General features: G+C 53.4%; 15 protein-coding genes. 11 read left to right on the plus strand and 4 right to left on the minus strand.

The window, feature by feature from the left end; translation table 11 throughout:
* Positions 1-101: 101 nt before the first annotated feature.
* The gene (locus JNJ77_18855) at positions 102-1,742 is read right to left on the minus strand and encodes a hypothetical protein (GenBank protein ID MBL8824653.1); all 1,641 of its coding nucleotides are present in this window, start codon (positions 1,740-1,742) and stop codon (positions 102-104) included.
* 248 nt (positions 1,743-1,990) lie between these two features.
* On the opposite strand from JNJ77_18855, the gene JNJ77_18860 reads away from it, so the two are divergent.
* On the plus strand, positions 1,991-2,329 hold the full coding sequence (locus tag JNJ77_18860) for a DUF4279 domain-containing protein (GenBank protein ID MBL8824654.1): 339 nt from the start codon (positions 1,991-1,993) through the stop codon (positions 2,327-2,329).
* Here JNJ77_18860 and JNJ77_18865 read toward each other — a convergent pair whose 3' ends face one another.
* Both JNJ77_18865 and JNJ77_18870 read right to left on the minus strand, forming a co-directional pair.
* Positions 2,330-2,647 (minus strand): XRE family transcriptional regulator, encoded by a 318-nt coding sequence (locus JNJ77_18865; protein ID MBL8824655.1) that lies wholly within the window; start codon positions 2,645-2,647, stop codon positions 2,330-2,332.
* 1 nt (position 2,648) lies between these two features.
* Complete coding sequence (locus tag JNJ77_18870; GenBank protein ID MBL8824656.1) at positions 2,649-3,008, minus strand: type II toxin-antitoxin system RelE/ParE family toxin; 360 nt, start codon at positions 3,006-3,008, stop codon at positions 2,649-2,651.
* A 247-nt stretch (positions 3,009-3,255) separates the two neighbouring features.
* On the opposite strand from JNJ77_18870, the gene JNJ77_18875 reads away from it, so the two are divergent.
* The 10 genes from JNJ77_18875 (at position 3,256) to JNJ77_18920 (ending at position 11,073) form a co-directional block, all read left to right on the plus strand.
* Positions 3,256-4,671, plus strand: a complete 1,416-nt coding sequence (locus JNJ77_18875) for a phage portal protein (protein ID MBL8824657.1) — start codon at positions 3,256-3,258, stop codon at positions 4,669-4,671.
* A 21-nt stretch (positions 4,672-4,692) separates the two neighbouring features.
* Positions 4,693-4,893, plus strand: coding sequence for a hypothetical protein (locus JNJ77_18880; protein ID MBL8824658.1), 201 nt, complete (start codon positions 4,693-4,695; stop codon positions 4,891-4,893).
* A gap of 17 nt (positions 4,894-4,910) precedes the next feature.
* Complete coding sequence (locus tag JNJ77_18885) at positions 4,911-5,648, plus strand: hypothetical protein (GenBank protein ID MBL8824659.1); 738 nt, start codon at positions 4,911-4,913, stop codon at positions 5,646-5,648.
* A 65-nt stretch (positions 5,649-5,713) separates the two neighbouring features.
* On the plus strand, positions 5,714-6,922 hold the full coding sequence (locus JNJ77_18890; protein ID MBL8824660.1) for a hypothetical protein: 1,209 nt from the start codon (positions 5,714-5,716) through the stop codon (positions 6,920-6,922).
* 130 nt (positions 6,923-7,052) lie between these two features.
* Positions 7,053-7,325 carry a hypothetical protein gene (locus JNJ77_18895; GenBank protein MBL8824661.1) on the plus strand — a complete coding sequence of 91 codons (273 nt, stop codon included), beginning with the start codon at positions 7,053-7,055 and terminating at the stop codon, positions 7,323-7,325.
* A complete protein-coding gene (locus JNJ77_18900; GenBank protein MBL8824662.1) occupies positions 7,322-7,807 on the plus strand; it encodes a hypothetical protein in 486 nt (161 codons plus the stop codon). The genes JNJ77_18895 and JNJ77_18900 overlap by 4 nt, the downstream gene beginning before the upstream one ends.
* Positions 7,808-7,830: 23 nt before the next feature.
* The gene (locus JNJ77_18905; GenBank protein ID MBL8824663.1) at positions 7,831-8,307 is read left to right on the plus strand and encodes a hypothetical protein; all 477 of its coding nucleotides are present in this window, start codon (positions 7,831-7,833) and stop codon (positions 8,305-8,307) included.
* A gap of 133 nt (positions 8,308-8,440) precedes the next feature.
* Positions 8,441-8,701 (plus strand): type II toxin-antitoxin system ParD family antitoxin, encoded by a 261-nt coding sequence (locus JNJ77_18910; protein MBL8824664.1) that lies wholly within the window; start codon positions 8,441-8,443, stop codon positions 8,699-8,701.
* Between the two features lie 17 nt (positions 8,702-8,718).
* Positions 8,719-8,928, plus strand: a complete 210-nt coding sequence (locus tag JNJ77_18915) for a type II toxin-antitoxin system RelE/ParE family toxin (GenBank protein ID MBL8824665.1) — start codon at positions 8,719-8,721, stop codon at positions 8,926-8,928.
* Positions 8,929-9,147: 219 nt separating this feature from the next.
* A complete protein-coding gene (locus JNJ77_18920; GenBank protein ID MBL8824666.1) occupies positions 9,148-11,073 on the plus strand; it encodes a beta-lactamase family protein in 1,926 nt (641 codons plus the stop codon).
* Positions 11,074-11,123: 50 nt separating this feature from the next.
* Here JNJ77_18920 and JNJ77_18925 read toward each other — a convergent pair whose 3' ends face one another.
* Positions 11,124-12,290 carry an ATP-binding protein gene (locus tag JNJ77_18925; GenBank protein MBL8824667.1) on the minus strand — a complete coding sequence of 389 codons (1,167 nt, stop codon included), beginning with the start codon at positions 12,288-12,290 and terminating at the stop codon, positions 11,124-11,126.
* Positions 12,291-12,302 lie beyond the last annotated feature (12 nt).

The following is a 12,302-nucleotide window of genomic DNA, read 5'->3' on the forward strand; positions in this document are numbered from 1 at the left end:
TGATTCATCACTACAGTAGAACCATAAACGTTACAGTTTAACCAGATTGACAAAAAGACCCACGGACTGCAGTCCGTGGGCTTGTTTGATTTTTGATTCCATTAGAAATTGATCAGCACACTGTACTGGTACTTGATCGTCCGTTCCTCGGCTGGTTTCAGTGTCAAAGTCCAGGTGAGTTCATTACGTTTGTTGACCGTCCAGACGCCTTCTTCCCGAAGATCGATTTTCGGATCAGCATCGCCTGAGAGGTAATCGCCTGAAAACTGCCGTTTGATAATCATCTTTGCGTCTGCGGGGCGATGATTGCAGAGTCGCAGTTCGCCATTGACGGTGACCTTGCGGAAACGTCGTCCGCCGATGTAGATCACATCACGATCTGACACTCCCCCCTTTTCTGTCTGGTGCTCGTATTCCACATGACGAGCCCGGATGCTGAGTGCCTTGTTGACCCGCAGCGTGGCTTCTTCACCCTTGTTGGTCCAGAGCACGGAACGCTGGCCGCTGAAGTTGCCTGCAGTCATCACCATGGCTGGAGCGCTGGTCATGGGGAAAGGCAATGGGTTCTTGAACTTCAACGCATCCCACACATCATCCTGCAAAGCTTCTCCTGTAGCAGGATCAACTCGACGGCCCTGGTTGGTGGGGTTCCCCCATTCGTCGCGATTGTCGGGAATGGTCCAGTCAACAATGCGAACGTAGTCGGCATCAGCTTTGCCGGTAGCCATGGAGATTGCACTACCTTTCTTGAGTGAGCGTTTGCCGATGGAGTGGTAGTTGAGATCGATGGTGTCGCCGAGATTGGGAGCCACGGTGGGTGAAGCAGCGCCAGATTGACGTGGTGCATAACTGGCATTCTGGGTCAACATGGAATTATCAAACGATTGGCCACGAGCGTTGCCTCCCAGTTGCTGGAAGAACCGTGCCCAGGTTTGCTGGGCGGCCAGCGGCGAAATGACATTACTGAACTGCACGCTCGGATAGCCACTGATGAGGGACACCTCGGTATCGGAAAGCTCTGCCAGTTCATTACGGATGACGCAATGTTGCTCAATGGTCAACTTCTTGGGATCGGTCAAATCAACCTTATAACTCGGTGCCCACGATAATCCACTGGTGAGATAGCTGATCTGGGCAGTGTTTGCCTTCGCATCAGGCCCAGCTGTCAGAAGCAATACCGGCTTCTTCACCAGACGAGGTTGAGGCTGGCCGTCGATATCGAGAGCTGCGATGTCGTTGAAGTCAAAGTAGCTGTAACCCTTTTCGGTTTTGAGAATAAGGAAACGGCTGCCCTGAGTTGGTGGGCGATAACCTTCGTAGAGTGCGCTATCACCATCAGCATCTTCGTCTTCTTTGGGAATGCGTACCACTTTGCCATGAATGGGGTTCTTGTTGTTTCTGCCATGCACGGTAACGGTGAGATCAGCTAGCTCTTCCTGCAGGTTGATGCCGAAACCCTGCGAAGGCTTGGCAGGAGTATCGCGGGTTTCCACACGTGCTTCCAGTGGTGTATTGCTTTCGACCCAGAAGGTGCCGTGAATGGGTTCGGGAACATCCATCAGACGAAAAGTGCCGGTGCCATCGAGGGCAACCTGCCTTTTGACGACAGCCAGTCCATTCTTGAAGAGAGCTACGGAAGTGATTTTGCTGTTCACCGGTTTTTCTTCGAGCAACGGCTCACTGCCCAGGGCCAGCCCGAGCACACTGGAGCCGAGAAAGAGAGGAAGCACACATCGCAACATGGAACGCTCCTGCGGTTAGATGGTATCTACTGTAATGACGAGGGAGGGTGAGTGGTAGGTTGAAGGAACATCGGTATTAATTCATTCATTTGCAGTATGGAAGCCAGCAGACTAAAATGTGATTCGCCTCAACGAAATTCATGCTGCTCCAGACACCTTTGGCATACTTTATGATCGATGATTATCCAACCTGCAATCAAACTTATGTTACCCTTTGCATCTACCCTGTTAATTACGAGCCGGAGGTTGTGACCCAAAGACTCGGTATTCAACCCACTGAAACTCAGGTGAAGGGCACCGTTTTGAAACCGGCAGCAAAAATTTCACCTACTGCTGCTCTTCATGGCTGGTTTTTATGCAGTAAGGGGCTTGTCGATTCAAGAGATATCAGAAATCACTTGCATTGGCTCCTGCAACAACTCTCGGACAAATCAGTTGAACTAAATCGACTCAGGCAAGAAAACTGCAGAATGTGGATCTCGTGTTACTGGCTATCCAAGGATGGACAGGGAGGCCCGATATTATGTCCTGAACTGATGGGGCAGATGTCGCAACTTGGCTTGGAGATTGGCTTCGATTGTTATTAATCATCCCAGTTTCTCAAACTGTTTGATCCTGACCGGGCTTGAGTGCGGAAATCTGGCGACGATTTCGAGCTGTCCACCCATCGCCTCAATGTACGACCGCAGCGTACTGACATACATATCTGTACGGCGTTCCAGTTTGGAAACTGCAGCCTGTTTCACTCGAAGCTTTCGTGCCAGAGCAGTCTGTGATCGCTGATGAGCTTCGCGCAGTTCGCGCAACGAGCGTTCACTTGCAATTAACTCATCAGATCGCGCACGTATTTTTGCCTGCGTGGATTTAGGTAATTGATTTATCAGGTCTGAAAGTCGTTTCGCCATGTTATTTTCCTTTCTCACGATGCATGGATCGTAAATGTTCATCCATTCGCTTGTCAGCCAGCGGGATATTTGCCTTGTACCATCTTTTGTTGCCACGTTTATTTCCGCCTAACAGCAGGATGGCACGTCTGGCAGGATCAAATGCAAACAACACTCGAAATGGATCACCACCCTGCTGTATTCGAAGTTCTTTCATGTTGGAATGTCTAGACCCTTTGACAGTATCCACATAAGGCCGCCCCAGCGTTGGTCCAAATTCGGCAAGCAATTCCGCATGCGCCAGGACATTCACCTGAACAGCTTCCGGCTGCACCAGCAGCCAGTTATCGAATGCTTCATGAGTAATGATACTCCATGCCATGTATCCATCATAATTCCATCGAAGGAATATGTAAAGGCCATCTAAAGATCTGGTGTTTTTCCTCCAATTCCTTGTTCGTCTCATGTTGAGACGCCCTGAGACAATCTGAGACACCATGAGACACTTTAACTGCACAGATTGAGACTAACTGTCTTTATGAACACATTGTAACTATACGTATGCTCTTTACCACACGGCATTTCTTACGGTACTAAGTGGTTTACTTCACTTTACCGAGGAGCAGGTCATGTCGTGGTGGGAACCTCTTGCAGCTTACTGGAGTCGTAAACGCCTGGAACGCTTGTGTACCGAGCAGGCAATTCGCCTGATTGAATCTCAGCCGGCTGCAGCCATCGTAGATGATGATGCTGACCGCTGGCAGCTTCTCTCCACCACCAAAGCAACCGTCGATCAAACCTCGACACGCGACAAAGCCCGGCTGCTGACCGAACGTAATCCCTTTGCCCGCAACGCACTCATGCTGTATCGCCATTATGTCGTTGGCACTGGCATGCAGCATGAAGTAGTAACCTGCCCCACCGGAAGCTGTTCACCCGATGCCGCCATCCCTCATGATTCCACAGTCATTGCTCTGGCTGGTCAGCTCTGGCGTGAGTTTCTGACTGCCAACCAGTGGGATACCGGCAACCGTCGCGACTGGGAATTCTGCCAGCGTACCTGGCGCGATGGGGAATGTTTTCTCCGGCTGTTCCGCCAGTCTACCTGGCCGCCTCAAGTGCATTTTGTTGATCCGGAACGCATTGCTGCTGATCCCGTGACGGGTTTGCCTGATGAGGGCATTGTCACGCAGGAGCACAATGTGGAAGTGCCCCTGGCATATCGCGTGCAACTGGATGAATCGCGTTTTGAAATGGTGCCTGCTGATCGGATGCTGCATTGCAAGATTGGCGTCGATGCCAACGTGAAGCGCGGTCTGTCGATCCTCACTCCAGCGATCGATGCCCTACAGAAGTATCAGAGCTGGCTCGATGTGGAGTTGATCCATCGCAAGGTAGCCAGTTCGATTGTGCTGATACGCAAGCATACAGGCAATCATCATGCAGGTGGCGTTCCTGGGTTTGCGGACTGGGCGGCAGCAGGCAGCCCGACTCCCGGCCCGCTGACACCACAGCAACGGCGAGCCTTGCTCCAGCCCGGCACGATGATTGATACGCAAGGCTACGATCTGCAGTATCTGTCCCCCGATTCACATTTCGATGATGCCAGCATTCTTGGCAGACGGTTGCTGCTGGCTGTTGCAGCGGGCACTGGTCTGCCTGAATTCATGCTGACTGCTGATGCCGCCAACGCCAACTACAGCAGCACGCTGGTGGCGGAAGGCCCAGCGGTCAGGCTGTTTGCCAGTTGGCAGGCGTTCTTTATCGGCCAATGGCAAGCACTCTTCCGCCTCGTGATGCAGGAAGCGGTGCGACTGATGCAACTCCCTGCCAATGCTCTGCCTCATCTCCATGTCACTATCACGCCTCCCGCGGTGGCGGTCCGCAATCGCAAGGAGGAAGCCGAGGCGGATGCGATCTATTTCGACCGCGGCGCACTCTCGCGACGGGAACTGGCACGTCGTGATCGCGTGGACCCCTCCACCATGGAGCGGGAGAAGCAGGAAGAATCAAATTTCCCCTCACCCCTGACCCCTCTTCCCTGACACCTCGAAAGGACAACTGCGATGAATTCCCGTCCAGCTAAACTCTGTCGGGCCAGACCCTGCTTGCCTGCAGGCTCGACTGTCTTGCGTCAAGACAAACGACCAAAACACATCATGAAACGACGCCATGAAGCAGGCGATGGCGTCAGATACATCCGTTGCGGTGGAGGCTACCGGGTGCTCCGCCGTTATCAACTTCCCGGCGATGATCGAAACAAATAACCCAGGAGGATCTATCCATGCAGGTGAAAGAGAAACCAGCCAGGCTGGAAACGCTGCGACATGCTTCTTACCAGATCATGTCCGAAGCTGTTGCTGAGCGTAACGAACGGCTGGTACGCAATGTCGTACTGCTCGGCACACAAAGCAGAAATGGGTATCGCTACAGCCAGGCTGCGATGCAGTCAGCGATACCGCTCTATGAAAACCGCCCGGTCTTTCTTGATCATGCTGAGGAGCATCATGCTCCGATGCGACGCCGATTGCGAGATTATGCCGGCCAGGTGCTGTCGCCCCGTTTTGAAGAAGGCAAACTGCGAGGCGACCTGCGACTGCTCGGGCCGCATACGTCCTGGCTGTTCGATCTGATGGAAGCTGCACCGCACGATATCGGCATGAGCCACGTGGTGCTGGGACGACGCAGTGCCCAGAGCCAGGAAGTGGAACACATCGAGCGGGTGGTGTCGGTAGATATCGTGGCATTCCCAGCCACCACACAATCATTTCAGGAAGGGGACAACGGTGAAGGCAGTATTCAACAACTACTGCAACAGTCATCGCTGCCAGCCTTGTTACGCACGGCTTTTATTCGTGAAGCGTTGGCGATGCATCCGGAACCTGCCCAGTTGCTGAAGCTGCTGGAAGAATGGGCAGCGCTGCTGGATCGCGATGTGTCGCCATCTTCGTTGAAACGCACTGTTCCTGAAGGGATTAACGCCGGTGCGAAACAAGCACTGATGCGTGCAATTCGCGGGTAATGTTCCTCCACGGACTGCTGCCCGTGGTTTTTAGTTTTCGACATTTTTTATCACAAGGAGTCATCATGATTCGACAGGATTTACGAGCGCTCAGGCATTCGATGGGGCCTCGCGGGTTCTATGAATGTGTCCAGAACCTGCTCGATACGCGGGAATTGTCCCCCGACGATTTCAGCCTTCGGCAACTCTGGGAAGCCTGTGTCGGGCCAACTGCCCAGACGCTACCCACGCTGGCAGCCCGGCAACGAGTCTACGTTGCTGAGATCGATCAACTGAATGAGCCACTCAGCGAAGCTGATCTGGGAATTAACCTGTTTCAGACGGTCACGGGAGCCGTCATCGCCCGTCGGGTGATGGATGCCTACGACCAGGCAGCAGGCATTGGCGATCAACTGGTTACACTTGAACGGTCTTCCGTACGGTCGGAACGTATCCCAGGTTTCACAGCACTACAAGGGCCACGTGAAGTAAAAGAGGGCATGCCTTACGAGGAAGCGAGCTTTGGCGACAAGTTTGTCAGCACCGTGGAGAGCAAGAAAGGCCGGCTGCTTTCCATCACGGAAGAAGCCGTGCATTTTGATCAGACGAATGAACTGCTGAGGCGTGCCGCCCGGTTGGGTGAAGCGACGCGTGCTGAGCGAGAGAAGACGATTGTGCGGGGAGTGGTGGATGCTGATTACAACGCCACGCTGAGCACTGGTGTTTATCGCCCTTCGGGCACACTGCAGGAACTCTATCCCGATAATGCTTCCCTGCTGAATGTGATCGGGCCGGAGAACACCGCGGAAGGTTTTGACGCTGCGGTGCCACTGACTGATTGGACCTCGCTGGCTTTACCTTTGCAGTACCACGCGGTCTATGTCAAGGATGATCGGCATGGGCCGGAAAGTGGTGAGCCGATAGCCTGGCAACCTCGCATTCTGCTGGTGCCCAAGTCGCTGGAAATCAGGGCGCTGCAGATCGTCAATGCCACACTGGTTCCCGCGACATCGGGTGGCACTGCATTTGGGGGTAATCCTCTTCGCGGCGCGTTCACCGTACTGGCTTCCGCTTATCTCGATCAAATCAGCACCAGCGATTGGTATCTGGGTGATTTCTCCCGGCAGTTCATCTGGAAGGAAATCTGGCCGGTGCAGGTGTTCCGGCAAAGTGCTCAGGATGGTGATGGTTTTGACCGCGACGTCGTGGCCCGTTTCAAAGTGCGATACTTCGGTGGCATCAATGCTCTCGATCATCGCTTTGTGCTCAAGATGATCGGGGAAGAGGAAGAGTAATTTATTTGGTTACTGGTAACCGTGCCACACTCCGACGGTACTCCGTCGGGGTGTGCACATCACCCGCAACCACACCTCGGCTGAGTACAGCCGAAGTGTGGCACAGTTTTTTGTTCACATTGGAGTACACATGCCCACCGCACTGGATGAATTAAACAGTTCGCCACGCACTGCTGCTCAACTGCACGGACTGATCGAGAAGATTGATCTTCTGGTTTTGCAAATACTGGAAGATGAACACCCCGATGCTGGTGCCAGCTTTCGCATAGGTGATCGCTCGGTGAATCGAACAGAATATCTCGCCTGGCTGCTGAAGGCCCGCTCGGAATACGTGAAGGAACTGTCACGTCTTCCAGCTTGGGAGACGACCACGCTGGTGCCTGCATCGCGAGGTGTTTTATGAGCAGCCCATGGTCGATTCTGAAAACGCCTGTTTCAGCGGAACAACTAGCGGTGCATGGAGGCAGCCCGGCCAGCACGATGACCCTGGAAGGGACCGTTCGCCGGGCCGAAGTGATTGAGACCTTCGGCATCGGTGGAATCTTGCCTGCAGCAGGTGCCCGGTTTGGTGATCCTCTCATTCTCGATGGGGTTACCATCTGGATTGAAGGGTATTTCCCGACGGATGAGATGGGCGAGCCGGTGGTGATGGAACGGGGTCAGATCATCACCACCTGGCAGGCGCTCTACGAGAAGCTGCTGAGTGAAGACTTTGAATTCTTTCTGCACTATGTCCCCGGCGATGAACCGCTGTTTCGCAAGTACCTGGAAGTGAACACGGTGCTGCTGCGAACCGGCTGGGCTGATGCCCTGGGGATTCCCTATCAACTGGCTGCCATCACCAGCAACCACTCGGTTTCACCCAGTGAGCCGGGTGAGTTGTAACACTTTTCACAAGGAGAAATTTCATGAGTATGCGACACCGTTATGGCCAGCAGATGATTGTCCGCGTGGCGGTTGATTCTGCAACCGCGATCAGCATGGGCGATCTGCTGATTCTGGATACCGATGATGCCAAACCTGCCAGCAGTGAAACCTGGAATACCGATCTGGGTACAACATTGTCCAATTTCAATAACCGCTTTCTGGGTATTGCCCAGGCGGATCATGCCGCCAATAGCGGAGCTGTGCTCGATTTCCCGGTCGATATTTCGCCGATGTCGGTTTATGAAATGGACTGCGATGCTGAGACGCACGAAGTGGGCGATATGCTGACACTGATCAAAGCCAGCGGCAACGCGCTGGTGCCTAACCAGATGAAGAAGACCAGCACGGCAGGGCATGCCTGCGCCCGCTGCGTTCGGCGTAATCCGACAGCCCAATCGCGCGTGATGGTGCGGTTCCAGACTTCGTATTGGGGAGTGAATGCGGCAGGGAGCCAGTAAGTTTTATTTTCATTCCAAGACCCGCCAGTTGATCTGGCGGGTTGTTTTTTTAGCAGCAAATGACAATAACAATAGATGTTATCTATTGATATGTCGGTACTCAATACACGATATTGCGTCTGGAGGCTATCTCATGGATACTCTGAATATTTCCTTGCCCAAAGTGTTGAAGCGGTACGTCCAACAAAGAGTCAGGCATGGGGGCTACGGCAACACCAGTGAATATGTGCGTGAACTGATCCGCACTGAGCAGAAACAGCGTGCCCATGCAGAGTTAGAGGCTATGCTGCTGGAAGGAATTCAAAGCGGGCCGGCCACCGAAATGACCAAAGCTAACTGGAATAAACTGCGAGAGCGGCTGAAATCCAAAGCAAAGCAGCAAAAAAGGAAATAGTAATCGGTTGATCTGTCATGGCCTATCGATACATCAAGAAGTCGCCGCAGGCTTTTATCGACTTGGAAGACATATCAATTTATCTCCTGTTACATGCCAGCCTGAGAACCGCTGAGCGATTTCTTGAATCAGCAGAACAGACATTCACGAAACTCGCTACGATGCCCGGCATGGGTTCTCATTTTGAATCTCCACTGTTAAACTGGTATCCGCACCATGACCATTAAGGGGTTTAAGCGATACATGATCATGTATCGTGAAATCCCAAAAGGAATTGAAGTGTTACGTGTGATTCATGGTTCAAGAAACTGGCAGGAGGAAGTAGAGAGATAGGTGAGCATTCTTCATTTCATCCAACAAAAACAACAGCCATAATTCAATCTTCCTGCCCAATCAGCGAACAAATGAATAGCTTAGCACTGACATTCCTTCCGACTGGATGAACCATGTCCAAGTTCATGATTCCTGTTGCGCTGTTTCTAACCTGCACGCTGCTGGCCATCGGGCAGGATGCTGCACCTGTTGTGCCTAAGGCAGGTAACGTGAAAGACCCGGCTGATCTGGAAGCCTTCTTCGATGGTGCAATCCGGGTGCAGATGGAAAAGAAACATATTGCCGGGGCGGTGGTCGCGGTAGTGGCTGATAACAAGGTGGTCTTCACCAAGGGGTATGGCTATGCCGACATCGCGGCACGTAAGCCAGTTGATCCGGAGAAGACGATGTTCCGTATTGCTTCCATCTCGAAGCTCTTCACCTGGACTGCGGTGATGCAACAGGTGGAAGCGGGGAAACTCGATCTGAATACGGATATCAATCGTTATCTGAAAGAAGTCACGATCCCAGCGACGTTTGATCAGCCGATTACATTGAAGAACCTGCTGACGCATACCCCTGGTTTTGAAGATTATGTCATTGGCCTGTTTGCCAAGGAGCCGGACAAGCGGCCATTGGGAGAGATTCTGAAAACGCAGATACCGGCGCGCGTCAGGCCGCCGGGCACGCTGGCATCGTATTCGAATCACGGCACGGCTCTGGCTGGTTATGTCGTGGAATGTGTTTCCGGCCAGCCTTGGGAAGAGTACATCGAGCAGAAGATTGTCAAGCCGCTGGGGATGACGCACACGCTGATCCGTCAGCCTGTCAAGGAGCAGTTGCCTGCTGATCTTTCCAAGGGGTATGAGTGGAAAGGTGGACAATACGTAGAGAAGGGTTTTGAGTATGTGCCTGCCGGACCAGCCGGGTGCATCAGTGCCTGTGCAGCTGATATGTCAAAGTTCATGCTGGCTCATCTGAACAATGGTAAGCTGGGAGAAGCATCGATACTCAAGCCGGAAACCGCCAAGCAGATGCGGGAGCCTTTGTTTCGCCATGTGGAGAAAGTCAGTCCGATGGGGTATGGGTTCATTGAAGAGAAGCACAACGGCCTGACGCTGGTAGGGCATGGGGGCGATACGATTTATTTCCATTCATCGCTGCAGATGATTCCTGAAAAGGGAGTGGGTGTTTTTCTTTCTTACAACACCACCACCAGTGCGGGTGAACGGGAAGCGGTGATCGCAGCGTTTATGGATCGCTATTTTCCTGTGGCGTTGCCTGCACGAAGCAAGAGTGTTGCCGGGTTTGCTGAGCGTGCCCGGCAAATCGCGGGAGAGTATGGCAACACTCGCCATTCGCATACGACCATTACCAAGATTGCAGCTCTGATGATCGGAACCAACGTCTCGGTGAATAGCGATGAGACGATTACCATTGGTGGCGGCGACAGTGCCCGGCGTTATGTAGAAGTGGAGCCTTATCACTTCAGAGAACTCGATGGTTCTCGTGAAGTGGTCTTTCAGACGGACAGTCAGGGCAACGTTGTTCATCTGTTTACGGGTAACGGTCCTTTTTCATCCGCCATCAAGCGGAAGTGGTATGAGGAGAGCCTGGTGCAGGGTGGAGCACTGGGAGTCTGTGCAGCACTGTTTCTGACGGCGATCCTGGTCTGGCCAGCGGTAGGATGGAACCTGCGACATGTTAATACAGCCCCAGTGTTGCGGTCAGGCTTCTCAGCTTTTCTGAGCTGGATGGGCTGGATTATGTCACTACTGATCCTGGTGTTTGCCGGTGCGCTGGGAATGAGCCTGGCTGATCCCGATGGCATTGTGTTTGGACTAACTCCCACGGTGAAATGGCTGATGCTGGTACCGCAGGTGATTGCGGCGCTGGCAGGCATCACACTACTGGGAGCGCTTATTGCCTGGGGCATGCGATACTGGCGTTTCCTGGGGCGACTGCATTATACATTAGTAGCCCTGGCCGGCGCGGGTTTTGTGTGGTTCCTGTATCACTGGAACCTGCTGAGTTGGGGAATGGGTGATTTGAAGCTGTAACAGGCACCATGAAAATCCACCAGTGACTGGTGGATTTTCATGGTAAGTATTTATGGCGTATTCCGCAGCCAATGCGGTGCAGCACCGGGTTTAGCGAGTTCCGCCAGGGGCACCGCTTCCACCTGCGAGCCGAGGGAATAGCGTTTGTCTCCCGGATAGACGATCAGCAGCTTGTCCAGTTTCAGATCTTCCAGGGCGATGTGCATGGAAGAAGTCAGGGTTGGTGCATCACGCCGTTTGCATTCCACGCCGATGCGTTTGCCTTTCTTGAACAGGAGCAGATCGAGTTCGGCGCCCTGGTGCGTGGCCCAGTAATAGGCTTGTTCGGGCTGCACCGCCTTGATGATCTCTTCCACCGCAAAGCCTTCCCACGATGCGCCGATCTTGGGATGCAGTTCCAGTTGATTCCGGCTTTCTATGCCCAGCAGCGCATGCAGCAGACCGCTGTCGCGAATGTAGACTTTCGGGGCTTTCACCTGTCGCTTGCTGAGGTTTTCATACCAGGCTGGCAGTTGCCTGATCATGAATACGCCAGAGAGCAGATCGAGGTAACGGCGTACGGTGGATTCCCCAACGGCCAGGGCACGAGCCAGTTCTGCTCCGTTCCAGATCTGGGCATGGTAATGAGCAATCATGTTCCAGAAGCGATGCAGGGTGATTGCAGGAATCGTAATGCCCAACTGGGGCAGATCGCGTTCGAGAAAAGTCTGAAGAAACTGTTTGCGCCAAATCACGGAATCGGTTTCTCTACGGGCAGCGTAAGAAAGAGGAAAACCGCCACGCAGCCAAAGGCGATCCATAGCGGATGATCCCAGATCAGCAAGACGTAGTCCTTCGAGGTAGACCGTTTCCAGACGACCGGCTAGCGATTCAGACGATTGCTTCAGCAATTCAGGTGATGCGGACCCCAGAATCAGGAACCGGGCCGGCAGGGGCTTGCGGTCAGCCAGCACTCGCAACAGGCGAAACAGCTCCGGGCGATGCTGGATTTCATCCAGCACCACCAGGCCCTTCAGTGGACGCAGTGCCGTATCGGGTTCGGAAAGACGAGCCAGGCTGACAGGGTCTTCCAGGTCAAAATAATTGGCGGAACGGGGGGAAACCAGTTGCCTTGCGAGGGTAGTCTTGCCACACTGGCGCGGGCCGAGAATGGCCACCACCCGGCTGCGACGCAGGGCAGCTTTGAGCAGTGCCATATCTGTGGGACGATTAATCATGACAAATGATAT

The organism is Planctomycetia bacterium, from assembly GCA_016795155.1.
Lineage (GTDB): Bacteria > Planctomycetota > Planctomycetia > Gemmatales > HRBIN36 > JAEUIE01.

Coding starts and splice junctions, on each gene's coding strand:
- JNJ77_18925 (MBL8824667.1), bottom strand. CDS start 12,290: ATGATTAATCGTCCCACAGATATGGCACTGCTCAAAGCTGCCCTGCGT.
- JNJ77_18895 (MBL8824661.1), top strand. CDS start 7,053: ATGCCCACCGCACTGGATGAATTAAACAGTTCGCCACGCACTGCTGCT.
- JNJ77_18890 (MBL8824660.1), top strand. CDS start 5,714: ATGATTCGACAGGATTTACGAGCGCTCAGGCATTCGATGGGGCCTCGC.
- JNJ77_18910 (MBL8824664.1), top strand. CDS start 8,441: ATGGATACTCTGAATATTTCCTTGCCCAAAGTGTTGAAGCGGTACGTC.
- JNJ77_18875 (MBL8824657.1), top strand. CDS start 3,256: ATGTCGTGGTGGGAACCTCTTGCAGCTTACTGGAGTCGTAAACGCCTG.
- JNJ77_18920 (MBL8824666.1), top strand. CDS start 9,148: ATGTCCAAGTTCATGATTCCTGTTGCGCTGTTTCTAACCTGCACGCTG.
- JNJ77_18905 (MBL8824663.1), top strand. CDS start 7,831: ATGAGTATGCGACACCGTTATGGCCAGCAGATGATTGTCCGCGTGGCG.
- JNJ77_18870 (MBL8824656.1), bottom strand. CDS start 3,008: ATGGCATGGAGTATCATTACTCATGAAGCATTCGATAACTGGCTGCTG.
- JNJ77_18915 (MBL8824665.1), top strand. CDS start 8,719: ATGGCCTATCGATACATCAAGAAGTCGCCGCAGGCTTTTATCGACTTG.
- JNJ77_18900 (MBL8824662.1), top strand. CDS start 7,322: ATGAGCAGCCCATGGTCGATTCTGAAAACGCCTGTTTCAGCGGAACAA.
- JNJ77_18855 (MBL8824653.1), bottom strand. CDS start 1,742: ATGTTGCGATGTGTGCTTCCTCTCTTTCTCGGCTCCAGTGTGCTCGGG.
- JNJ77_18865 (MBL8824655.1), bottom strand. CDS start 2,647: ATGGCGAAACGACTTTCAGACCTGATAAATCAATTACCTAAATCCACG.
- JNJ77_18885 (MBL8824659.1), top strand. CDS start 4,911: ATGCAGGTGAAAGAGAAACCAGCCAGGCTGGAAACGCTGCGACATGCT.
- JNJ77_18880 (MBL8824658.1), top strand. CDS start 4,693: ATGAATTCCCGTCCAGCTAAACTCTGTCGGGCCAGACCCTGCTTGCCT.